Consider the following 25,451-nt stretch of genomic DNA (forward strand, 5'->3'; position numbering starts at 1 on the left):
GAATTATGGTCGTGCTAAACATTACATTCAAAATAATAATTATAAGGCAGTTAATGGAATTGTTGTCATCAGTTGGCAAGTCAGATGTAGATATTCAAGCATTTTTCTCCGCAAAGCAGTATAAACAAGCTCTACTTGATTTAATTACCCAAGCTAAGCGTCGTATCTACATAACCGCACTTTATCTGCAAGACGATGAAGCGGGTAGAGAAGTGCTTCATGCCTTATATAAAGCTAAAATTGCTAATCCTCATTTAGAGATAAAAGTATTTGTCGATTTTCATCGTGCCCGACGTGGTTTAATTGGTGAAAAAGCGCATTTAGGTAACCGTAGTTTATATTTGAAGCTTGCAGAAGAGTATGCTGAAGTTATCGATATTTATGGTGTACCCGTTAAAAGTAAAGAGCTTTTAGGTGTATTACATTTAAAAGGCATGGTGTTTGATCATTCGGTGTTCTATACAGGCGCAAGTATAAATAATATTTACCTACACCAAGAAGATAAATACAGACTTGACCGTTATTACCTTATCAATTCAAGACCACTTTCAAACAGTTTTTGTGATTATTTAGATTTTACTTTTGTTGAATCTGAATTATGTCCATTACTCAACCGTGGTGAAATTACTCATTATAGTAAAGCTACTGTTGCTCAGCTTAAAGCGTTGATCAAACGTTCTTCTTATCGTTTGGCTCAATGTAAAACACAACAGAATGTCATCATCAAACCTGTTGTTGCTTGTGGTGCATTACGTAATGATTTGAATCGAAGCATTAGACGACTGATCCAAAAAAGTGAAACATCTTTACTGATTTTTACGCCTTACTTCAATTTACCTAAACCACTAAAAAAAGACATCATCAAAGCGTTAAAACGTGGTGTTAAAATAACCATAGTGATAGGTGATAAAACCGCGAATGACTTTTATATTCCCGAAGAAAAAGACTTTACCACTATAGGTATTGTGCCGTATTTATATGAAATGTTATTACAACGTTTTGTTAAGCGCTGGCAAAAGTTTGTAGATTCGGGCTTATTGACCGTTAGATTATGGAAGCATGAATGCAACAGCTTTCATTTAAAAGGTATAGTTTCAGACGAACGTTATCATTTATTAACAGGCAGTAACTTAAATCCAAGAGCTTGGTCTTTAGATTTAGAGAATGGTCTGATATTAGATGATGTAGATAAAACATTACTACCTGATCTTAAAAAAGAAACCGACATTATTTTTGCTAACACTGAAGTACTGACTCATTATGATCAGCTAGATACTGTTGCAGACTATGCCGTGAAACCTAAAAAACTCATCAAAAAAATTCGTCTTACTCAAATAGATCGATTACTTAAACGATTTTTGTAATTCAAAGCCCTTGTAAATAAAGAATTATGGCGTTAGCGTTAACCTAATTTTTTATTTAAGGGCTGATTATGTTTAGCGATATCTTTTCTCCAAAGTTCACCGATACAGATGCTTTAGGGCATATTAACAATACCAACGTACCTGTTTGGTTTGAAGGCGGACGTGATCCTATCTTTAGATTTTTCATTCCTAATCTAGATCCTAAAAAATGGTGCTTAATTCTAGCCAAAATCGACGTCACCTTTCATGCGCAAATGCATTACGGCAAAGAAATGGAAGTAAAAACCTACGTGAGTCGAATAGGAAGTTCATCATTCGATGTTCACCAAGAGCTTTGGCAAAACAATATAAAATGCGCTTCAGGCACTTCGGTTTTGGTTCACTTCTCTTTTGAAAAGCAAAAATCTAAAGTTATCCCAGAAGATATTAAAGCCTTACTGCAATCTCATTTTATTGAAAATGATGAAGGGTAACTTTTCAGTTCAAAATGGTCACGGTTAACAGATCTTGGTGAGCGGAATTTGAGAACTAAGTTTCTTATTGGAATATATCGTGATTTATAAATAATAGAATTTAAGTGCTATCAGTATTATTTTTTATACTTAATAGGCAGGTATCATGTTTTAGAATACCTTGATAGCCAGATAAGCATTATTTACGAGTAGATATACATAGACTATTTTCACTCGTAATTACATAATGAACACCTATTGATAACAAAATCAGTTGGTTACATTTTAAATTAATTATTCGTACCATGAGCTGTAAAAAATATCTTGTAAAATATCAGCAATAATTTATATTCGTGGTAAAATCATTTCCCATTTTTAAGCATTGGTGATTCTTTAATACATTTTAATTAAAGGAATAATTATCAGTGACCATTATTACTGCAGAGATAGGATTTACACATGGCCAGTCGCGGAGTTAACAAAGTTATTATTCTTGGAAATTTAGGCCAAGATCCTGAAGTTCGTTTTTTACCTAATGGAAGCGCAGTTGCTAACATTACTGTAGCAACATCTGAAAGCTGGAAAGATAAGCAAACAGGTGAGCCAAAAGAAAAAACTGAATGGCATAGTGTTTCTTTATTCGGAAAGTTAGCTGAAGTAGCTGGCGAATATCTGAAAAAAGGTTCTAAAGTTTATATTGAAGGCCAATTACAAACACGTAAATGGCAAAACCAGCAAGGCCAAGACCAGTACAAAACTGAAGTTGTAGTACAAGGTTATAACGGTATTATGCAAATGTTAGATTCTCGTGGCCAAGGCGGCGGAGCATCTCAAGGTGGTTTCCAACAACAAGCACCTGCACAATCTCAATATAATCAAGCTCCAGCTCAGCAAGGTGGTTATCAGCAACGAGAAGCACCCGCCCAGTCAGGTGGTTTTCAGCAACAGCGATCTCCAGCACACCAAGCTCCAGCGCAGCCAGGTGGTTATCAGCAAAGAGAAGCACCAGCTCAACCAGGTGGTTATCAGCAGCGAGAAGCTCCAGCTCATCCTGGTGGCTTCCAACAACAAAAGCAACAGCCTGCTGCTCCTAAGGTAAATCCTCAAGAGCCTACTATTGATTTTGATGATGACATCCCGTTTTAGATTCTGAGAAAACAGTTTTTAAAAAAACTAAAAGATAAAAATACTTAATCAGGCCCTTATTTATAAGGGCCTTTTTTATTGCCGTCCATAAGTGTCGGTTCATTTAGCTTCTTAATGACCTGCATCATCAAATCAATATCTATCAAACGTTTTAATTCTAAGTTCTCTACTTCTTTATTTTAATGATGAAAGCGTTACAGAATATTCCTTGAATTACTTAAAGATAAAAGCATAAATAAATGAAGTTTATTTTAAAAAGTAAAAATCAATTTAAAAACACGTTCATTGATTGTTCTTAGGTAGTTAAGTTACTGTTATATATTTATTATTTTATTAATCCACTTTGATATTTGTTAATTTTAGGCTATAAATACTCCTTGATTTACCAAAACTAAATCGTTTTAGTACGTGCAGTGTTGAAAGTTTTCTTGTAAGCTAAAGTTAAGAATGGAAATATTTATAACAGCAAATCTAACGTTGTATTAAGTCTACTGAAAGTAACAAGGTCTGTAAGTATAGTGTAAGACCAAGTTTTTAAATTGATCTCAGGGCTATGTTTTTTGTAAAAATGCTTATTGTGTTAATAAATATATAAACCGTTTTAGTTCATTTGAAGTATTTCTTTTTAGTACATAAAAAATAAAGATCGGGGAATAAAATATGTTGAAAAATTCTAAATTACATTTTTATCCAGTCGTATTGTTTTTTGCGCTTTTCTCATATTCGCAAACAAGTAATGCTGAACTGGTAAAGAACCTTGAACAATTTAATAAAGCGGTTGCTAAAGTTAAGCCAGGTGGCGAGATTGTTTTAGCTGACGGTACTTGGAGCGATGTTGAGTTAGTTTTTAAAGCTAAAGGTACACCAAAAAAACTGATTGAATTAAAAGCGCAAACACCAGGTAAAGTGATTATTACAGGACAATCTAACTTGAGTTTTTCAGGTGAGTATCTTGTAATTTCAGGTTTAGTCTTTAAAGATGGTTCAACACCAACAGGTGAAGTCGTTTCTTTTAGAACATCAAAAGATGATGTGGCTAATCATACTCGCGTAACTAATATTGTTATTGATAACTTTAGTACCGTTGATCGCCCAATGTCTGATTTATGGGTTGCTATGTATGGTAAGAATAACCATTTTGATCATAACTCTTTAGTTAATAAGCGTAATCGTGGTGTAACTTTAGCGGTTCGTATGAACACTGAAGCTAGTCGCAAAAACAATCACCTTATTGAATACAACTATTTTGGTCCTCGTCAAATCTTAGGTTCTAATGGTGGTGAAACATTACGTATAGGTACAAGTCACTTCTCAAGAGAATATTCAAATACTACTGCCCAATATAACTACTTTGATCGTACTAATGGTGAGCATGAAATAATTTCAAACAAATCAAGTGGTAATTCACTGATCAAGAATGTGTTCTTCGAAACTCAAGGTACATTAACTATGCGCCATGGCCACTTTACTAAAGTAGAAGGCAATTACTTTTTAGGTAACGGCAAGCCAAACACGGGTGGTATTCGTATCATCAATGAAAGCCAATCTGTTAGTAACAACTATATGTATGGTTTAACGGGCACAAGATTACGTGGTGCGTTAGTTATTATGAATGGTGTACCTAATTCACCACCAAATCGTTATGACCCAGTAATTGACTCTGCAATGAACAATAATATTGTTATCGATAGTAGCTTTATTGAATTGGGTGCGGGTTCTGATGAAGAACGTTCTGCTCCGCCTACAACCTCTGAATTTAAAAACAACATCATTTTAGGTAACACGGTATTCAATTTATATGATGATATGTCAGGTATTGATTTCAAAGGTAACTTATTAAATGAAGAAGCAAGCACGCCAATTAAATCTGGTTTTGCTAGCACGCCTTATGACGTAACAGTTAACAAGTATGGCTTAAAATCACCATCAAAAGCATTGCTCGATAAAATAGGTTTTGGTGAAGTTAAATTACCTGTGACTAAAGCTGAAACGGGTGCAAGTTTTTACTCTAAAAAAGAAGCTATTGTTGCCTTTCAGAGCGGTAAAACTATCAATGTTAAATCAGGTACCGATACTATTTTAACAGCTCTAGATAATAGTAGCGCTGGCGATGTATTAGTACTTGAAAATGGCGGAAAGTATTTACTGACTAAATTCGCAGAAGTACATCATCCAATTACTATTATGGCGAAAAAAGGCGATAAGCCAGTTATTCGTTCACTTAAACCTAACTTTATTAATATTGAGAATGGTGGTGCGTTAGAAGTTGAAAACCTTTGGTTTGATGGTGCTGAATCACCTGATTATAAAGGTAACAATATTATTAATACGAGCAGTACTTCAATGAACATCAATTATTCATTGTCAGTGCGTAACATTAAAGTTACAGACCTTGATGTGAACGGTTATTTCTACTTCTTTAAAGCGAATGCAGGTACGTTTGCTGACTCAATTGAAATTCTTGATTCAGAATTTATCAATATCACAGGTGCTATTTTACAAATGAATAGAGAAGTGGATGACCTGGGTGTTTACAGTGTTGAAAACTTAACTATTTCAGGTAATACCTTTAAAGATGTTAAAGAAGAAGTGGTAACACTTTACCGTGGTGGTTTTGATGAAAGTACTTTCGGACCGATTGTTACGATTACCGACAACAAACTATCTAATGTTGGTAAAGGTTCAACACATCGCTCAGGTGCTTCTATGTATTTCCATGGTGTTCAAAAATTAAATATTTCTGATACGACTTGGGATAACAGTGCTCCAGTTTCACTGTACTTAACGAATGGTGAGCCAGTCACAATGATCAAAGATGTTGTGATGAAAGATACAGGAAAAATCCGCGCTAACAATGACGGATATAAAACTAAAAACGTTACTTATAAGTAATTGATTGATTGTTATTAAAAATGTATTGAATTGATTTTCCAATGTTTCTCGGTCACATGGGCAGGTAAGTTACTGAGAAACATTAATTTAGAAGTATTTGGTTTACGTGTACAGACACAACATCAAGGTTTCTATTATCAGGATTCTTACCATTAACAATCTATTACGATTATCTACTTTATTGATTTAGGAATAACATGAATAACAAATTAACAGGACAAAACATCCTTATCACTGCTGGTGCTCAAGGCATTGGTGAAGCGATTACTAAGCATTTCATTGATAGCGGCGCAAACGTTGCTATTCACTATTTCTCAAGTGCAGATACGGCTAATGCTTTAGTTGAATATGCAACGAGCAAAGGACAAAAAGCTATCGCAATCAGTGGTGATTTAACCAGCGAAGCAGATGCTAATGCGATGGTTGAAAAAACGGTTGAGTCTCTTGGTGGTTTGAGCATTTTGATCAATAACGCGGGCTCTTTAGTTGCTCGAAGATTATTGAACGATATGGATGCAGAGTTTTGGCATAAAGTAATGGATATTAACCTTACTTCAATGATGTTTGTTACAAGAGCTGCGGCACCTCATTTAGCTAAAAACGAGAATAGTAGTATTGTTAACTTGGCTTCTCTTGCGGGTCGTAAAGGCGGTCATCCTGGTTCACTTGTTTATTCTACAAGTAAAGGCGCTATCCTTACATTAACAAGAGCGTTAGCTTCTGAGTTAGGTCCACAAGGTACACGTGTTAATGCTGTTGCTCCAGGGCTTATCTTAGGTACATCGTTCCATAATACTCATACAACAAAAGAGTCAGCAGATGAAACTGTTGCGGGTATCCCTATTCAGCGTGCAGGTAATGCTGATGATGTAGCACGTGCTGTTGCTTATTTAGCGTCTGAGTATGATGGTTTTATTACTGGAGCTACGTTAGATATCAATGGCGGCGTTTACAATATGTAATCGTTTGTTCAATTTGGTCAGAAAGTCAGATAGATTTAGCGCTGGCTTTCTTTATTTTGTCACTTCAATAAAGATAAATTTATGCTTAAAACAGCGGTAATACATCCAACGATTATGGAAGCTCTAGGTAGATCGGGTCACTTTGCACAAGTGGTGATAGCCGATGGTAATTTACCTGTAGGCGCTATGACAGGTCCAAACTCTACAACGGTTCATCTTAACTTTCGTCCAGGTATGTTAGATGCGTTAACTGTACTTGAAGGCATACTTGAAGTTTGTCCTATTCAAGGGGCCATTGTGATGGAAAAACCAGCAGAAGCTAATGCTGAAATCCACGACAGCTACAAAACGTTATTAGGTGATGTAAGCTGGGATACGATGGAACGATGGGCTTTTTATGACAAAATTAGAGCACGCGAAACAACTTTAATTATTCAAACGGGTGAACAACGTCGGTTCGCCAATATTATCCTTACTGTTGGGGTAGTTAAAATGGCAGAAGAAAACGGTTTTTAGAACAAGATCGTTTTTAATATTATATTCATGATTATTAATATAATTCATGAATATAGAAAAACAGTACGTTAAATTACAAAAAATCCTTATACGCAAGCAATACAAAGAATAGATATTGGACCGTATGAAGAACAATTAAAATAATGTAATTAGCGCAATACGTTTTATGGGGAGTTACCAGTGAAAAATTTACCATCAATATATGCGAGCATCATACTTTGCTTAGCCTTAGTGGGCTGTAGTAAGAATGACGATGTTACCGTATTGCGAATTGCTCATACTGTAGATGTTGAGCACAGCACCCATAAAGCTATTCAGCATATGGCCGAAAGATTAGCGTTTTATTCAGGTAACACTATGGAGATAAAAATTTATCCTTATAGTCAGTTAGGTGGTGAACGTGAAGTACTTGAGCAGCTACAAATGGGAAGTTTAGCTATGACCCAAGTGTCTGCTGCAACGATTGAAGGCTTCGTTCCCGAAATGAAGTTATATGCAGTACCTTATCTGTTTAGAAATCGAGAGCATAAATGGAAAGTACTCGAAAGTGATATAGGGCAAGAATTATTAGATCTAACCGAAAAGGCACATTTTGTTGGGTTAGGTTATTACGACTCGGGCAGTCGCAGCTTTTACATGACAGAAGATCGTGTTGAGTCACCTGCAGACTTAGTGGGTCGAAAAATACGAGTAATGCAAAGCCAGAGTTCGGTGAAAATGGTGCAATCTTTAGGTGGTGCCGCAGCTCCTATTTCGATGGGAGAGCTTTATGCTGCACTACAGCAAGGCGTTGTAGATGGCGCTGAAAACAATCCTCCAATGTTTTATTTATCACATCATTATGAAATTTCTAAATATTATGTACTTGATGAGCATACCTCTATTCCAGAAGTGATTATCGCCAGTAAGTACATTATGTCTAAATTAAGCGAACAACAAAGAACTTGGCTGAATATGGCAGTTAAAGACTCAGTTAAAGTGCAAAGAGAGTTATGGCTAGCTTTAGAAAAGAAATCATTAACAGAAGTTGAAAAAGCGGGTGTTGAAATAATTTACCCAGACAAGCAGCCTTTCATCGATGCATTAGCACCATTATATAAAAGCCTTGAAGGAACCATTATTTCTGACTATTTAGAAAGAGTAAATGATATGGCAGTGCAAGGAGAGTCAAATGAATAAGCTATATTTATGGATTATTAGCGTATTAAAATTCTTAGTGATTTTTCTATCATCCGCCATTGTTATTGTTGTTACTATTCAAGTGTTTTCACGTTTTGTATTACAGTCGCCTAGCTCAATTACAGAAGAGTTATCGCGTTTCTTATTAATTTGGATTGGCTTATTAGGTGGTGCTTATGGCTACCATTCAAATGCACATCTAGGTTTAGACATAGCCACAAATAAGTTGAATCAATTATCACGTTATTGGGTGGGTATTGTATCTCACTTAATCATTATGACTTTTGCTATAGCGGTTATGGTGGTTGGCGGTGTTTCTCTTGTTTTATTAACTTTTGATCCACCTCAGATTTCAGCCGCATTAGAAATAAAAATGGGTTACATCTATAGCGTAGTGCCAATTTCTGGCGCGATCATCGTATACATCGCTTTAATGAAAATTTCAGGATTACTTTCACAAATATTAAACATTAAGAAGGGAGCATAATCATGGAATTCTCAGGACTTATTTTATTGTCAGTGTTCCTCGTACTGTTAATTATGAATATCCCTATTTCATTCAGTATTGGTATAGCGACCTTTGTTACTATGCTTTACAGCATAGATTTTATTCCTGCAGCGACTACTATCGCGCAACGATTAGCGGGTGGTATAGACAGTTTTGCTCTATTAGCTATTCCATTCTTTGTGTTGTCAGGACTGATCATGGGACAGGGCGGTATTGCTCGGCGTTTGATTGAATGTGCTATGGCACTTATTGGTATGTTGCCAGGTGGACTTGCCTTGGTAAATGTATTGTCGTGTACTCTTTTTGGTGCTATCTCAGGTTCAGCGGTTGCAGCAACCAGCGCTATTGGTAGCTTTATGATCCCTGAAATGGAAAAAAAGGGTTATAGCCGAGAATTTAGTGCCGCGGTAACGGGCGCTGCAGCAACAACGGGTATGTTAATTCCTCCAAGTAGTATTTTAATTATTTACGCTATTGCTAGTGGCGGTGTTTCTATTGCTGCACTTTTTGTGGCGGGTTACTTACCCGGTATTTTAGTGTCTTTAGCATTAATGCTGGTTTGTTCTGGTTATGCAAAAATAAATGGTTACCCTACTGAAGCACGCGTACCCGTTAGAGTAATGGCGAAAAAAGTACTTGCCGCAGTGCCTAGCTTATTTCTTATTTTTATTATTATTGGTGGCATTATCGGTGGCATATTTACACCGACAGAAGCAGGCGCTATCGCCGTTATTTATTCATTATTGTTATCGGTTGTTTTTTATAAAGAAGTTAAAGTGTCGCAACTGCCTGCTATTTTATTAAAGTCGGGTGAAACTACGGCGATTGTTATGCTATTAATTGGCGCATCATCAGCAATGTCGTGGATTTTATCTTATGAAAATATCCCGCAAGCCATTACTGATTTCTTGTTGATGCTCAGCGATAACCCATTACTTATTCTATTGATCATCAACCTGACTTTACTTGCTGTTGGTGCCTTTATGGATATGACTCCAGCGGTACTTATTTTTACGCCAATCTTCCTACCTGTAGCGCTTGAATTGGGGATGTCGCCATTACACTTCGGTATTATGATTGTTCTTAACTTATCTATAGGGCTTTGTTCACCTCCAGTTGGCGCTGTATTATTTGTAAGTTGTGCGGTAGCAAAAACCACGATAGGTAAAATCATTCGTCCATTAATGCCTCTTTACATCGCAATGTTTTGTATTTTGATGTTAGTCACTTATGTTCCAGCGATTAGTGAGTTTCTGCCTAAACTATTTGGCTTGTATTAGCCTTGTATCAGTTTTAACTTAATTAGAGTGTTTTTATGATTTATATAGTAATGGGCGTGAGTGGTTGTGGTAAATCGACCGTTGGTAGCCTTTTATCTGAAAAATTGTCAGTACCTTTTTACGATGCTGACGATTTCCATTTTCCTGAAAGTATTGAAAAAATGTCACAAGGTACACCGCTAACTGATGAAGATCGTAAGCCATGGTTAACCTTACTGGCTAATAATATTGTGCAATGGGAGAGTGATGGCGGTGCCGTTTTAGCGTGTTCTGCTCTAAAGCAAAGTTATCGAGAACTTTTAAGCTCAACGACAAACAAGGTTGTGCAATTTATTTATCTCGAAGGTAGCCAAGAGCTCTTATCGTCACGTTTACGCAATCGAGAATCGCACTATATGCCTGAAACCTTATTGCAGAGCCAACTAGCAACTTTAGAAGTTCCTCAAGAAGCGTTAACGGTGTCAATTTCTAGCTCTTTAGATGACATGATTACTGAGATTTTACAAAAAATAACATAAGCAGTTCGACGCTTTCTTTTGGAGGCTTCAGCTGTTTTATTCCCTGCAATAAATATTCGCGATATCTTGCGATAATAAACTGAGTGTAAATGATGAATATAAGAAAATTACTATTTCCTTTCAGTGCAATAGCATTAGGTACTTTAACTCTGCAAGGCTGTGTAACAACAGATAGCGAGAGTGCTAATACAAGTAATAAAGCAGGCTCTGCCACAAGTGAGCAGCGTGTTATGTTCCCTGCTGAAAAGTTTGACCTGACGCAATGGCAAATTGATGCACCTACCGATACGGATAAAGACGGTATTGTTGATGTTATTGGTATTAAAGATCTTCAAACCTATCAGCACCCAGATTTTTTCTATTTAGATGCTGATGGCAATATGGTGTTTGCTGCGCCTAATAAAGCCATGACTTCTGTTAACTCTACAAATACGCGTAGTGAGTTACATCACATGTTAGGTGGCGTAAAAGGCAAGAAAAGAGACTTTAAAAACAACTTTGCTCTTAAGGCTAATAGACGTGCTGACCAATTTTCACAAATTGGTGGTAACTTACAGGCGACACTAAAGGTAGACCATGTTTCTACTCGTGCTAAATATGCAGAAAAACCTACAGCTTTTTCAGTTGTAATTGGTCAAGTGCATGCTGTTCAAGATAAAAAGCGTAGAGAAGAAAGTGAAGGTTACGGCTGGGGTAACGAACCTTTAAAGATTTATTATAAAAAGCTGCCTGATCACAAATATGGTTCAGTATTTTGGAATTACGAACGTAATCTAGAAAAGGACGATCCAAACAGAATTGATATCAGTTACCCAGTTTGGGGTAAAGCTTGGTTAGATATGAACGAACCTGGTGAAGATGGTATCGCGTTAGATGAAGCCTTTAGTTATGAAGTGAATGTGTATGAAAATACTATGTACTTGAGCTTTACGAGTGCTCGTCATGGAACAACTAAGTTTGAAATTGATCTAACCAACAATGTTGACGCTTATGGCAAGGTTGATGAGCTAGATAATCCTAAAGGCTATACAGGTGAGGGTAATCACTTTAAAGCTGGCGCATATAATCAATGTAGTACAGCAGATGCTACTAGCTTCCGCTACCCAGCATGCCCAGGTACAGGTGATTGGGAAGTAGATAAAGCTAATGGTGATTATACGCAAGTAACGTTTATGCGATTGACGACAGACGTTGCGCAAAAACCTAAAAGTTAATAAACATAAACTCAATTAGTCAGTGATTACTGACTGATTAGAGGGTATGGAATAAAGGCTTCTGAACACAAAGAGTATTTGTGCTGAGAAGCCTTTTGTTATTCAACCATTATGTTTTCAAATACTTTCAATACTCGCCATGTTTTATCACATATCCATACGGTTGATATGAAACTTCTTATATCGATAAAATGGCACTGTTTTAAGTAATTCTTCTATTGGGATCATGGCAAATGCCCAAAAAATTGAAACATCAAAATGTAATATCAAAAGAGCACAAACTGGTAATGATATCGCCCATTGGGTAATGAAGTGAATCTTTAACACAAGGTTACTATTACCAAGCGCTCGCAGTATATTGCCTGCTACTGTGTTGTAAGCTCGAATAATAGGAAGAATGATATAAAGTGGCGTAATTATCATTAAGGCTATTTGAGTCTCAGGTTCAATATCTGGATAAACAAATTGGATACATAAACTGAGTATAAACAGCAGAGCTGCAACCATTGCTGAAAGCAGCATACCAACCTGTGTACAACTAGATATAAATAACTTGAGTTCACCTTTATCCTTTTGACCTAGCGCTTGACTGATACTGATAGCTGACGCTTGTGCCCATGCATTTGGAAACTGTGTCGCTGCCCTGATCCAAGGAAATATTAACGTAATAGCAACGAACGAGAATAAGTCGAGTTGTGCAAATAATAGTTGATAGACAGTAGCTCCGATCGACAGAACAAAGAAATTAGCCGCAATGGGGTATATCTCTGCAAACTGAGGTTTAATTTCAAACCAAAACTTTCTATTTTGAGGGTAGGATAAATCAACCTTATTATTAGTTTTCAAAGCAATATAAAGAAATACACCTCTCAATGTCACAGCGATAAGGCTTCCCCATGCAGCTCCTTCTAAACCTAGCCCTTCATAACCTGCAACCCCATTAATTAAGAAGTAGCTGAGTAAAGCGTTAACGGGTAACTCAATCATAAAGCCTTTTAAGGGGACTTTCGTATTACCACGACCATTGCAAAAAGCGGTACACACTTGGGTGTATGCTGTTATTAAAACAATGTATTTAATAATTGATATATAGGTTTCAGCCAGACGCGCTATTTCAATATTATCGGTAATGCTGGCAACCAATTCATGACTAAAAAAGGTAAGAATAAAGAGAAAAATTAAAGAAGTAGATATATTAATCAACAACCCAGACCAATAAGCAACAGCAAGTTCAGCCTGACTTTTTGCACCATAAGCTCTGCCTACTAGAAGCTGAACGCCATTACCTATAGCTACTTCAATCCCTAAAGCAAAAGCTACTATCGTTGTTGCTATACCCATAGCAGCAACAGGTAATTCACCTAAGGGTGCGATAAGTAAAGTATCAATCATTAACATTGATTGAACGAGTAAAGCGTTAAAGGCTAAAGGCCAAGAAAGAGCTAAATTCTTTCGGATATACATATTGGTAATAATCAAGAAAAAACCTTTATCAAAAATGCCAAATTCTTATTCATACTTAAAGAGCAAAGCAACAAAATTAGAGATAAATATCATCTCAGAAATGTAATATTATATAAGGACTATTTTATAGGAATTTCACTAGTGATAATATCTATAGCATAGATAAATAAAGTTAAATCATGAAATGGGCTAACCTCTTTTTTATACGGGCTAGCATCAGGTTAATATACAAGATATTTAGGTGAATAAACCCGAAGCAAGGTGTAGCGCTTTAAACATAAATGATAGTATGTTGAAGCTACAATCGTAGCATGACATTTGAGTACGCATGATGACACATAGAGAATTAGGGAAATAATTAGCATGTTAGAAAAGTTTAGCTTAGAAGGGAAAGTTGCTTTAGTAACGGGTTGTAAACGTGGTATTGGCAAAGCTATTGCGTTAGGGCTTGCTTCTGCAGGAGCTGATATTATTGGTGTTTCAGCTAGTTTAGAACTAGAAGGTTCTGATATAGAGAAAGAAGTGAATGCTCTAGGCAAGAATTTTAAAGGTTATCAATGCGACTTTTCAGATCGAACGGCATTATATTCATTTATCGCAGAAGTTAAAGCCGACTTTCCTCAAATTGATATTTTAGTCAATAACGCAGGCACCATATTACGTGCACCAGCGGTCGAGCATACTGATGAACTATGGGATAAAGTGATTGATGTTAACTTAAACTCACAATTTATTTTAAGTCGTGAAATTGGTAAAGAAATGGTTTCTCGTGGTGCAGGTAAAATTATTTTTACAGCGTCTTTGTTGACCTTTCAAGGTGGAATTACCGTTCCTGGATATGCAGCAAGTAAAGGTGCTATCGGACAATTAGTTATGGCACTTTCAAATGAATGGGCTGGAAAAGGTGTGAATGTTAATGGCATTGCTCCAGGGTATATAAATACTGACAATACAGAAGGGCTACGAAATGATCCTGAACGTTCAGCTGCTATTTTAGGTCGTATTCCTCAAGGACGTTGGGGAGATCCTGAAGATTTTAAAGGTCCGGCTGTGTTCTTAGCTTCTGAAGCCTCTAGCTATGTAAATGGTACAACTTTACTAGTAGATGGCGGATGGATGGGAAGATAGATATTTATTAATTGAAAGTTAGAAATTTATTTATCTATGATATAAGAACGTACATAAAAAAAGCGATATAACATAAGTTGTTATATCGCTTTTTTTATATGTTCTAAATCTACAATACGCTAATTCTTGAGTTATTCAACACCATCATAGCTTGTTGTTTTAACCAGGTTGCCCGCTTTATCTTTTAGGATAGAAATCCATTTAGATTGAGAGGTAATACCGTTGTAATCAATGTTGTTTTCGCTAGAGAATAAGAAGGTTTCAATGTGTGATTTTGATGTTATTTCAACACCAATACATTGTTCACCTTCAATCGATTTAACCGAAATATTATCGCTGTTATCACCCTTTAACGTATCTTTTGGTTGGAATACATTAAGAAAGTAAGCATTTTTACTTTTTTCAGGGGTTTCAATTAATAATGTTTTTAAGCTGATGCGTCTAATATCGTCAGGACGTTGCGGTGTCATTATTTCTTCAACGATAGTTTCATCAACGTGAGTTGCTCGGGCTTTCGGAAATGCTGTAAATACGTTTAAGGCACCTTTACCATTTACAATTTCAAAATGGTCATCGCTTACTTTATCGGCAAACTTTTCAGAATGAATACGCCAAGTATAAGTATGTTCTAAATCACTCTCTAATTCGTCTAATAAAATAAAGTAACCACATTCACTGTTTACAATGTGTCTAGCATTACGGGTTAACTCCATCTCTGGGTAATACATACGGCTTGATTCACCCACAACATAGGCATAACCGTCTTCGCTTGAATAGGCTTCAACTTTAGCGATAGCTTCTTTAGGTACATCTCTCCAAACGTTATGAATACCTTTGCAGTTTAAGTCGAAGCGAACTGGATCACTTAAATCACCTTCTTCCCAAATTTTCTCACCGACACAACCCGTACCATCAACAGTGATAAGGTTATGGATTTCTGCTTTAGAGGTTCGGTTATAACCTTCATCAATCACTAATGACGCATCATTGTGAATAAGAATGAAATGGTTAAAATCAACATGGTAATGCGTAAGGCTACGAGTTTTCCAGTTGTTTGCTTCATCTAACTTCCAGCTTTCTTCCCATTGTTTATGGCCACCAGCTGGGCTTGATTTGAATGAAAGATGCGTTGCATCAGTATCCCAGCTTGATCGCATAACGACTAAACCTAGATCCTCAAAATATTTATTGAGTGGTAAATCTTCAGGTGACTTTTCTTCAATTTCAGGGTTAAACCAAATTAGTTCTAAGAATGCTTCAGGTAAAATACCTGGGAAAATTTTACTTTCATACGCTTCTCTAAATAAGAATTTAGTGCGTACCATTTCACCTAACCACTGTGCTTGATTGTTGTTATATTCAGAGGCTATTTTATAGTATGAACATATTGTGTGTGAGCTTCTTCTATCATGTACATCTGCAAAATTGATGTTTTCTTCCCAGTTTGGCGCACATTGATATAGACGGTAATTAAAGGTGTTTTTCATAAACTCTGATTCGAAGTGATTAGTACCAGCATCTTTACGGATAAGGTCGGCAGCCACTAAGAAGAACTTCATTGCGAAATTCCAGTAACCAGTGCCTTCGTAATTTGAACCATCTTCAGGTAAGTAGTTAAACACTTTGTCGAAGTTGTCTTGAATTTCATCAATCCATTTTTCAGAACCAGAGTGCTCGCTACGGATAGCATAAGCTGTTGTTAGTAAACCCGAGTAATTGATCCAGTTATGGTTTTGCCAGTAATTAGTAGACCAACAATGACCTAAGTTCTCTTGGCCATAATCGAATATTTTGTTCCCTTGCAGGATCAGTTTGTTTAAAAACTTAGTTCTTTCTTCTTCTGTTAAATGATCTTTTAACCAATCGTAAGACAAGCCTAAACCAAACAACATCCAAGAGGCACTTAAATCTACATCTACTAAAAAGCCATAACCCCACACATCGTAGTCAACCGCTGTAAATATCCAACGTTTAGCTTCTTGAAGGTAATGGTCTTGCTCTGTTAATAAATAAGCCAAACTTAAGTTTGCCGCAGCCATACCAATGTACGTAATACTTGTTGGTGGATGCTCTTTAGATAACGCTTGGCCTTCATATAAACGGCATTGCTCAATTAGGCGAGTGAAGTGTTCTTTACGTGTTGTTTTTAAATCTTGTTTTAACAGTTCAAGCTGATCGTTAATTAATAAATAATTCATGGTTAAACCTTGTTTAAAAGTTATATATTCTTCGCAGCCCATAAGTTTATAGGCTGTATTTATATGGTGTTATGTAATAGGTGTCGCTTTAGCTTTATTGCCAGCCTTAAGCATTAATATGCTAATGGTACCGATCATTATCGCTAAAGCTAAAATAGCTAATCGACCTTCTAAAGGGTTTGGTATTATAAGTAACAACGCGACAAAGGCGGTTACCGCAGCGCCAAACCGACCAATGATAGTAAGTTGTTGATCATCATTTCCTTCACCCACTTCATTTGCAAAATCGATAGGGGTTTTCATGTTCTTAAAGAATCTATCTACTTTAACCCTATGCTCTGAAGTTTTAGCTGGCGCAAATGGAATTGAAATTAAGAAACCAAACGTACCTGTTGCCATAACACCAAAAAATTGCTGTTGGAAACTCCATTCAAAAGCATCGCTATAAGCTTGTGAGAAGCCTAAATAAACTAATGGAACTTCAAAATAAGCTAATGCTGAGAAAGATAGGGCGCAACCAATAGACAGTAATGCTGACCACCATGGTGTTTGTCTAATAAACATACCTAATAGGAGTGGGATTGTAATAGGGGTAGATAATAAAGTACCGACTTGTAGCATAATTTCAAAAATGCCAGAACCATCTTGTTGAGCAAAATATAGCGCGAGAATAACGACGATTGTTCCCATTGCCCATGTTAACGTTCGACCATGGCTTAACAGTTGTGATTCGCTCTTTGTTTTCCAACGAAGTTTACGAGCGATTTTTGGATATATATCTTTTATGAGAATAGCGACATTGGTATTTAAACCTGTATCCATCGAACTCATGGTTGCTGCAAGAATGGCAACAACGATCAATCCAACTAAACCAACAGGTAACAACGCAATACTTGCAACGGCATAACTTGCTTCAGCGGGTTTTGCAATATCGAATGCTATGACTAATTCGGGATATAAAAGTCGAGCGGTGATCGGTGGTAAGAACCAGATGAAACTGCCAAATAACATAAGCACAGCACATAATAAGGCGGCTTTTTTAGCCTCTTTCCCATCTTTTACTGAGAAGTAACGTGGTGCGGCATTCATTGAGTTAAATACGATAAACTGTTTAACCATCATGGCACTTGCCCAGCCCCAAGTGTAAGCACCGCCAAAGAGAGTGGCAGAGTTAACCATGCTATATTCTTCGGTTAATCCCTGCTCTTCTATTTTCAAAAATAGATTATCAATACCTCCCAATGCATCTAAACAAAGGTAAGCAACGATTAAGGTGAGGGGGACTAAAATTAGGCCTTGCAGGAAGTCAGTTGCCATGACTGCCCAGCGTCCGCCAGTTGCAGAATAGAACAGCACTACAATGCCGCAAACAACTATGACATGGTTAATATCATAACCAAATACAGCGGAGCAGAATATCCCTAAGCCATAAAGTGCCATCGCAGAATAAAGAATACGAACAGGCACTTCATAATATGCATAAAAATCACGAGTACCATTACCAAAACGAGCCGCTATCGCTTCAGGAAATGTGGTAACCCTCATCTGTCGTAACCAAGGACCCATAAATAGGTAGTTAACGAAGAAGCCGAGCACGTTACCAAAAAAGATGAACATAGCCGAAAAGCCAGATTCGTATGCAATACCAGCCGCACCTGTGAAGGTCCATGCACTGAAAGCGCTCATAAAAGCACTGCTTCCAACCAACCACCAAGTGCCTTTGCTTCCCCCCTTAAAATAATCATCGGTATTGGATGAGAATTTTTTAAAAACAAGCCCAACGACAATAATGAGTATAAGGTAAGCAAAAATCACTATGTATTCAATATTGGAAACTTCCATCTTAACCTCATGATAACTATATTAAATATTATTTCAGCTAACTTAGTAAAACGTTTTATCTAAATAACTTACCATAGGATTACATTAATATATACAAATCAAAACATAGTGAACTAATGCTCTATAATTAATCGATAGGTTAAAGGAAATATAGCTGAATTTTAAAAAATAGAGACGAATATCATACTGAACTTGAACTTCTAATAACTCTCATCGTAGGCAATTATTGAAAGCTTCCAACATTTATAAATGGATAAGTGTATTTTGTTTCTTTCTTCTTAGGGTTGTAATACCAAAGTGTGATGTGTGCTTACCAGGATGCGTATGGAAAAAGTAGGTTATGTATTTGGTAATAAGTATTACTAAAAATACCAAAAGTTAATTTAAATAGAAATTCAGTTTAACTATCAACCTAACTTAGCCTGTTAACCCTTCCGTTATCCGCTTTTACTGACTCAAATGGTAAGACGCACACATATATATCAACATAGGGTTTATTAGTCATTATTAAAGCTTGTAGTACTTCTTAGGGCTAACTAATGATCTATTCAAAGCATTAAGCATTTTTTAATCAATAATGAGTGAGATTACTTAGTGTTGATAGGTTTATGTAAGTTGGTAATACAGGTTGAATATTGGTTAAGTTATTTATTGACCTAAGTCAGTTTATATATCCAAATATATATCTAAAAAATTCATGTTTTGAAGTTAGCTGAACCTTATATTGTCTATTTTGTAAGTAAGGCTCGCTTATTACTTAATCATATAGATATTTTCAGTTCAGGGTATTTAGACTAATTTTCTCATTTTCCGTAATACGTTATGCTTGATTGATATATAAAATAAATTTCATTACTTTTACTGTAATTATTAAAATCATTGCTATACCTAAGTGTAGTAATAAATAAATTTTTATTTTTGATGAACGTTGAATTATTAATCGACTTAATCTATTGATCTTTATAGATGTAAATTATTAATGTTAAATTGTTTTCTATTTTGGATATATAAATTAGCGTATATTGGTAATACCAAAAAAACAGTAAAATATAACATTGGAATGCGTTTTGAGTTAACCAATATTGGATTGTCCAATTTATTTTTTAATGAAAAAGGTTGACCAATATTGCTTTTCGTGAAATATTTTGTCCTGACAATACAAGAAAGTTGTTGGCAATTTTATGTCATCTTGATGTTACAAGATCAATAATTATAAATTAACAATGTGGTGTTAAATAAAGGTTTCACTTTATTAACGCAACAGCCGGGGATACAAAATGAAATACAGATTATCTAAAATAAGCTTAGCTGTAGTTGCAGCTTCTGCTTTAAACATGACTGCATCAGTAAATGCAGCAGAAAATGCTCAAGCTGAAGAAGCTGTAGAAGTTATTCAAGTTACAGGCATACGTAGCTCTCTTACCAACGCACTTGCCGAAAAGCGCGACACAACTAACCTAATTGAAGTTATTGAAGCAGTAGATATCGGTAAACTTCCTGATCAAAATTTAGCAGAAGTACTTGAGAACGTTACAGGTATCCAAATTACTCGTACAGCAGGTATAGGTACTGGCGTTCAAATCCGTGGTAGTAATGATAACCGTGTAGAAATTAATGGTGCATCAACAGTAGGTACTGGTGATGGCCGCAGTGGTATGAGTTTTGAAGATTTATCGGCAGGTATAATTGCTGGTGTTGAAGTTATTAAGGCGGGTGAAGCTAAAACGACTGAAGGTTCAGTGGGTGGTACTGTAAACTTACGTACTATTCGTCCTTTAGAGTTATCTCAAACTTTAGGCTCTATCCGTGTTCAAGGTGAAGACAGTAGTTTAACAACTGACGGTGTTCAACCTCGTCTTTCTGGTGCTTATGGAGATAACTGGGAATTAGACAATGGCGGTAAATTTGGTGTTGTTGTAAGTGCTAGTATCACTAGACAAGAAGCTACAGCATTTAGACCACGTGTTGACCGTGATGGTAGCTTGGTTGAAAATGTTAATGCTAATGTTGTTCGTAGTGGTGAATTAGAAGATCAAGCAGCGGATAGACCTGCTGCTCAAGATTATGATTTCCTAGGTATTCAATTTCTTAACCAAGAAATTGAAAACTTTGAATATGAAACTAAAAATTTCGCAGGTACTATTGAGTATGCTCCGAATGATGATATGAAATTCTTCGTTGATGCAATAATAACTGATCAAGAAGTTCGTCAAGATAGTTCTCGAGTACAAGCTTCAGGTATTAATTCAGTACTTAATCAATCGGTACCATCATCGTTTGAAACAGTTAACTTAGGTTCACTTAGTGGTGTTAATTTTGGTAGCATTCAAGCAGCACAAACAGGCGTTATTGAACCAATGCTTGGAGTTGATGATGATGATCCAAACTTACGCTTTAACAGTGATACCGAAGCACGTTTATCTAAAAGTAAACAGTTTAGATTGGGTGGTGAATGGCAAGCAACTAGTGATTTATTTGTTAGTGCAGAATTATCACACGCTAGTTCTAAAACAACTAAACCAAAATTAAACACACAGTTAAACTTTATTAATCCAAATGCTCCACTTGATGGTCTTGATTCTGAAGGTAACATTACCTCAAACACCAGTAATGATAACTCAGTACCGTTTGCTTATGACTTAACAGGTGAACTATTATCATTTGGGATCAATGAAGATTCTATTTATGCACCAACTACAGCGCAATTAACCGATCCAAATAATGTTGTATTAGATCAAGTTGACTTTAGTGATAGTAGCACAGAGAACAGCGATACATCTTTCCGTGTTGATGCAACATACTTCTTTGATGATAGCGTTATTACATCTGTTGATGTTGGTTTCCGTTATAACGAAACAGAGCATGAAGCTGTAACTGTTTCGGATAGAATTGGTGGTTTCAGTAAAATGATTGATAGCCCTAGTGGCGCATTATTTTCTGATTTATTAGTTTTAGGTCAAAATAACTTTGGAGAAAATGATGGTCGTGCATTAGCAATGACTGATTTTATTATCATTGACCCTGATCTAGCTTACAATAATCCACAAAGTGTTATTGATACTCTTCATACTGCAATGGACACTCATCGTGCAAATATGGAAGCCGATGGTATTACTTTTAGTAATGGTGTCGATTATTTAAATCAAGAACCTAGTGCAACGGCTGCGTTTAAAGTTGAAGAAGACACAAGTGCATTATATGCTCAGGCAAATTTTGAATATGAAATGCTTCGCGGTAATTTTGGTGTTCGTTATATAGAAACAGATATTTCTTCAATTGGTAATACTGAAATTGATGGTGTTGTTTCTCAAGTGAATAACAAAGGTGATTATAGTTACGTATTGCCTCGTATAAATATTGTTGCTGATGTGCACGAAGACGTTGTATTACGTATGGCTTGGGGTAAAGATATTCGTCGTCCTGATTTTGGTAATTTGAACACTTCTGTATCTTACGGAGTTAACGAAAACCAAGCTGTAGAAATCGGTAATCCAGAGCTAGAGCCTGAAGAAATTACATCGTTAGATATTTCAGCTGAATGGTATTTTGCAGAAGCTGCTGTTGTTAGTATTGGTTACTTCAAGAAAGAACGTACTAATATTTTTAGCTCGATCTTAGATACAGCCCCTACTGATGCAAACGGTAATCGTTACTTCGATTTAGCTTGTGCTGATGGTGGCATTTATAACCCAGCTGTTATCCCTAACTCATTAGGCGATGCGGACACTGTTGGTTTATGTGTTGATAGAGAATCAATTGTAAATGACCCTGCTACATTAACTCAAACGGGTATAGAGATGGCATTTCAGTATGACCTTTCTAGCTTTGAAGATGATTTAGGTTGGGCATCTGGTTTTGGTATCCAAGCAAACTACACGATTCAAGACTTTAAAGGTGGTTCAACCGTTTATACTGTAGCTGATCCTCGTGGTATCGATATACTAAACGCTTCACAAGGCGTTTATGATGATTCACTGTTTGTTGAATATACATTAGACCAAGGGTTACTTGATTTCTCTGAGAATGCTTACAACTTTACTTTGTACTACGAGAAGTTTGGTCTTTCAGCTAGATTACGTTACACATGGCGTGAAGCGTTCCGTACTGAAGATACAGCAGCGGGTGCATCACTTAACTCTACTTTAGGCTTCCCTGTTGTTACACACGACAGAGGCCAACTTAATGCAAGTGTTAGCTATGATGTAAACGACCAGTTAAACCTTGGTGTTGAAGCAGTTAACTTAACTAGATCTGATATTATTCAATCTTGTGTTAACGAAGGTGCATTACAATGTGCTCAAGGTATTACTGACCGTCGTGTTACATTTGGCGCAACGTATACTTTCTAATATGACTATATAATCATATAGAAGTTATACAGTAGAACTAAACTAACCCCAGCTTATGCTGGGGTTAGCATTTAAATATAATGAATATGGTCATCAATTAGATGTTTCTACCCATTAGAATTAACTAGTCGAGCTAGGCTAGAAGATAACCTATCGTAAATATTATAAATTGGAGCAAATGGCGTTGATAAAAACTAAAATCACAGCCCTGTTACTTATGGTAACAACACTGTCTATACCACTTACTATTCAGGCTGGCGAACATCCAAACTTGATTATGACCAAGTCTGGTGTAGAAAAAATTAGAAAGAATTTAGGTAAAGTGCCTTTATTTGATGCAACGTTGAAAAGTGTTCAAAAGCAAGTTGATGCCGAAATAGCGCTAGGTATTGATACGCCAATCCCAAAAGATTTTTCAGGTGGTTATACCCATCAAAGACATAAACAAAACTTTATTATTGCGCAAAAAGCAGGTGCTTTATATCAAATACTGCAAGATGATAAATACGCTACTTACATTAAAGATATGTTGTTTCAATACGAAGCTATGTATCAAGATTTACCCGCTCATCCACAAGAGCGTTCTTATGCGCGTGGTAAGCTTTTTTGGCAATGTCTGAATGACAGTAATTGGTTGGTTTACATGAGCCAAGCCTATGATGCTATCTACGATACTTTGTCAGAAGCAGAGCATAAACAATTACAAGACAACTTATTCCGTCCATTTGCAGATTACATTTCAACTGGAAATCCACAGTTCTATAATCGCATTCATAACCATAGTACATGGGGCAATGCAGCTGTTGGTATGATTGCACTTGTTATGGATGATGCAGAGTTATTAAAACGAGCATTATACGGTATTGAAGATGATGGCTTAGATTTTGGTCTTAAAGACAACGATGGTGGTTTCATTAAAGTTAAAGGCCAAAAAGCAGGCTTCTTAGCTAACCTTGAAGACCCTTTCTCGCCAGAAGGTTACTTTACTGAAGGTCCATATTACCAACGTTATGCAATGTACCCATTCTTAATTTTTGGCATTGGAATGGAAAACGTAAAACCTGACATGAAAGTGTTCCAGCATAAAGATAACGTATTATTAAAAGGTGTAGACGCATTACTTAACCTATCAGATGCTGATGGTGAATTTTTCCCATTAAATGATGGTCAAAAAGGTATGTCTTATTATACGCCATCATTAGTTACAGCGGTTGATATTGCCTATCATTACGGTAAGCAAGATCCAAAATTACTGGGTATAGTTGAAAAGCAAGGTTCTGTTTTATTAAATGAAGCGGGTCTTGAGGCTGCTATTGGTGTTCGTGAAGGAAAGGGTAAGCCTTTCGTTAAAAAATCAGTTAATTATTCTGACGGACATGATGGTAAGCAAGGTGGTGTTGGTATTTTAAGATACGGCAACGAAGATTTAACATTAGTTTTTAAATATGCTGCTCATGGTTTAAGTCATGGACATTACGATAAACTTTCGTACTCTTTATATGCGAATGGCGATGAAGTACTACAAGATTATGGCTTATCGCGCTTTGTAAATATTGGTCAAAAAGGTGGTGGTAACTACCTTAAAGAAAACAAAACTTGGGCAAAACAAACCGTTGCGCATAATACGCTTACTATCAACGAAAAATCACATTTCAATGGTGATTACGAAACGGGAAGTAAATACCATTCAGATCTTTATGTTTTTGATTCATCAAATCCTAATGTTCAAGTGGTAAGTGCTACAGAAGCTAATGCGTATCCTGGTACGAAAATGCATAGAACAATGGCGATGATCAAGCTTGAAGCTTTTGAAAAGCCTTTTGTTTTAGACATTATGAAAGTTAACTCTGATTCTAAAAACCAATATGATTTCCCTTTTTACTACATGGGTCAAATGATTAAAGCTAACTTTGAGTATGATTCACCTAAAAGCTTGAGCCCTTTAGGTGCATCAGATGGTTATCAGCATTTATATCTTGAAGGTAAAGGCCAAGCAGCAGCTAGTACTACTCAGTTTTCATGGTTAGGCGATGGCAGATTTTACACGTTAACAACTGCAACAGACTCTAATGATGAAATATTGTTAACACGATTAGGCGCAAATGATCCTAACTTTAACCTTCGCAGAGACGCAGCGTTAATGTTACGTAGAAAAGATACTAAAGATACTACTTTTGCTTCAGTAATTGAGCCTCATGGGTCTTATGATCCTGTATCTGAATTTTCAGGAAATTCTAATAGCAGTATTTCTGAACTGAAAGTTGTACACGATGATGCAAAATATACAGCTGTTTTAATTAAAGATGTAAAAGGCAATGAAAGTGTATTCATCTTAGCGAATACCAATGCTTCAACGTCTAAAAAACATAAGTTGAAAGTAAACGGCAAAGTATATAAATGGACTGGAGCTTACTACTTAACGGGTAGCTAGGCTTTGTT

17 protein-coding genes are annotated in these 25,451 nt (G+C 36.3%); 14 read left to right on the forward strand and 3 right to left on the reverse strand.

All coding sequences use genetic code 11. From position 1 onward, the window contains the following. Positions 1 to 5 precede the first annotated feature (5 nt). The 11 genes from pssA (at position 6) to ACPUVN_RS18260 (ending at position 12,031) form a co-directional block, all read left to right on the forward strand. Positions 6 to 1,364 carry a CDP-diacylglycerol--serine O-phosphatidyltransferase gene (gene pssA / locus ACPUVN_RS18210; protein ID WP_426369593.1) on the forward strand — a complete coding sequence of 453 codons (1,359 nt, stop codon included), beginning with the start codon at positions 6 to 8 and terminating at the stop codon, positions 1,362 to 1,364. Between the two features lie 68 nt (positions 1,365 to 1,432). Further along, positions 1,433 to 1,837, forward strand: coding sequence for an acyl-CoA thioesterase (locus tag ACPUVN_RS18215; RefSeq protein ID WP_426358900.1), 405 nt, complete (start codon positions 1,433 to 1,435; stop codon positions 1,835 to 1,837). 438 nt (positions 1,838 to 2,275) lie between these two features. Beyond that, positions 2,276 to 2,962, forward strand: coding sequence for a single-stranded DNA-binding protein (gene ssb, locus ACPUVN_RS18220; RefSeq protein WP_426369594.1), 687 nt, complete (start codon positions 2,276 to 2,278; stop codon positions 2,960 to 2,962). Positions 2,963 to 3,622: 660 nt separating this feature from the next. Then, the gene (locus tag ACPUVN_RS18225; RefSeq protein ID WP_426358899.1) at positions 3,623 to 5,854 is read left to right on the forward strand and encodes a polysaccharide lyase 6 family protein; all 2,232 of its coding nucleotides are present in this window, start codon (positions 3,623 to 3,625) and stop codon (positions 5,852 to 5,854) included. Between the two features lie 197 nt (positions 5,855 to 6,051). After that, positions 6,052 to 6,816 carry an SDR family NAD(P)-dependent oxidoreductase gene (locus tag ACPUVN_RS18230; protein WP_426358898.1) on the forward strand — a complete coding sequence of 255 codons (765 nt, stop codon included), beginning with the start codon at positions 6,052 to 6,054 and terminating at the stop codon, positions 6,814 to 6,816. A gap of 81 nt (positions 6,817 to 6,897) precedes the next feature. Beyond that, positions 6,898 to 7,332: an RbsD/FucU domain-containing protein gene (locus ACPUVN_RS18235; protein WP_426358897.1), complete on the forward strand. Its 435-nt coding sequence runs from the start codon at positions 6,898 to 6,900 to the stop codon at positions 7,330 to 7,332. Positions 7,333 to 7,512: 180 nt separating this feature from the next. Beyond that, on the forward strand, positions 7,513 to 8,511 hold the full coding sequence (locus ACPUVN_RS18240; RefSeq protein WP_426358896.1) for a TRAP transporter substrate-binding protein: 999 nt from the start codon (positions 7,513 to 7,515) through the stop codon (positions 8,509 to 8,511). Then, positions 8,504 to 8,998: a TRAP transporter small permease gene (locus ACPUVN_RS18245; RefSeq protein WP_426369595.1), complete on the forward strand. Its 495-nt coding sequence runs from the start codon at positions 8,504 to 8,506 to the stop codon at positions 8,996 to 8,998. Before ACPUVN_RS18240 ends, ACPUVN_RS18245 begins: the two co-directional genes overlap by 8 nt. Positions 8,999 to 9,000: 2 nt before the next feature. Beyond that, positions 9,001 to 10,299 carry a TRAP transporter large permease gene (locus ACPUVN_RS18250; RefSeq protein ID WP_426369596.1) on the forward strand — a complete coding sequence of 433 codons (1,299 nt, stop codon included), beginning with the start codon at positions 9,001 to 9,003 and terminating at the stop codon, positions 10,297 to 10,299. Between the two features lie 35 nt (positions 10,300 to 10,334). Continuing rightward, entirely contained in the window at positions 10,335 to 10,817 is a 483-nt protein-coding gene (locus ACPUVN_RS18255) for a gluconokinase (RefSeq protein WP_426369597.1), read from the forward strand. Positions 10,818 to 10,909: 92 nt separating this feature from the next. Then, the gene (locus ACPUVN_RS18260; RefSeq protein WP_426369598.1) at positions 10,910 to 12,031 is read left to right on the forward strand and encodes a polysaccharide lyase family 7 protein; all 1,122 of its coding nucleotides are present in this window, start codon (positions 10,910 to 10,912) and stop codon (positions 12,029 to 12,031) included. 147 nt (positions 12,032 to 12,178) lie between these two features. Here ACPUVN_RS18260 and ACPUVN_RS18265 read toward each other — a convergent pair whose 3' ends face one another. After that, positions 12,179 to 13,510 carry an MATE family efflux transporter gene (locus ACPUVN_RS18265; protein ID WP_426358891.1) on the reverse strand — a complete coding sequence of 444 codons (1,332 nt, stop codon included), beginning with the start codon at positions 13,508 to 13,510 and terminating at the stop codon, positions 12,179 to 12,181. Between the two features lie 348 nt (positions 13,511 to 13,858). Between ACPUVN_RS18265 and ACPUVN_RS18270 the strand changes: the two genes are divergently transcribed. Beyond that, complete coding sequence (locus ACPUVN_RS18270; RefSeq protein WP_426369599.1) at positions 13,859 to 14,623, forward strand: 2,5-didehydro-3-deoxy-L-galactonate 5-reductase; 765 nt, start codon at positions 13,859 to 13,861, stop codon at positions 14,621 to 14,623. 131 nt (positions 14,624 to 14,754) lie between these two features. On the opposite strand, the gene ACPUVN_RS18275 is transcribed toward ACPUVN_RS18270, so the two are convergent. Both ACPUVN_RS18275 and ACPUVN_RS18280 read right to left on the reverse strand, forming a co-directional pair. Further along, the gene (locus ACPUVN_RS18275) at positions 14,755 to 16,821 is read right to left on the reverse strand and encodes a DUF4962 domain-containing protein (RefSeq protein WP_426369600.1); all 2,067 of its coding nucleotides are present in this window, start codon (positions 16,819 to 16,821) and stop codon (positions 14,755 to 14,757) included. Positions 16,822 to 16,890: 69 nt separating this feature from the next. After that, the gene (locus ACPUVN_RS18280; RefSeq protein ID WP_426358888.1) at positions 16,891 to 18,663 is read right to left on the reverse strand and encodes a sodium:solute symporter family transporter; all 1,773 of its coding nucleotides are present in this window, start codon (positions 18,661 to 18,663) and stop codon (positions 16,891 to 16,893) included. A gap of 1,277 nt (positions 18,664 to 19,940) precedes the next feature. Here ACPUVN_RS18280 and ACPUVN_RS18285 point away from each other — a divergent pair. Beyond that, the gene (locus ACPUVN_RS18285) at positions 19,941 to 23,012 is read left to right on the forward strand and encodes a TonB-dependent receptor (RefSeq protein ID WP_426369601.1); all 3,072 of its coding nucleotides are present in this window, start codon (positions 19,941 to 19,943) and stop codon (positions 23,010 to 23,012) included. A 178-nt stretch (positions 23,013 to 23,190) separates the two neighbouring features. Further along, positions 23,191 to 25,443, forward strand: a complete 2,253-nt coding sequence (locus ACPUVN_RS18290) for an alginate lyase family protein (protein WP_426369602.1) — start codon at positions 23,191 to 23,193, stop codon at positions 25,441 to 25,443. Positions 25,444 to 25,451 lie beyond the last annotated feature (8 nt).

This window comes from Pseudocolwellia antarctica (assembly GCF_049933045.1).
Lineage (GTDB): Bacteria > Pseudomonadota > Gammaproteobacteria > Enterobacterales > Alteromonadaceae > Pseudocolwellia.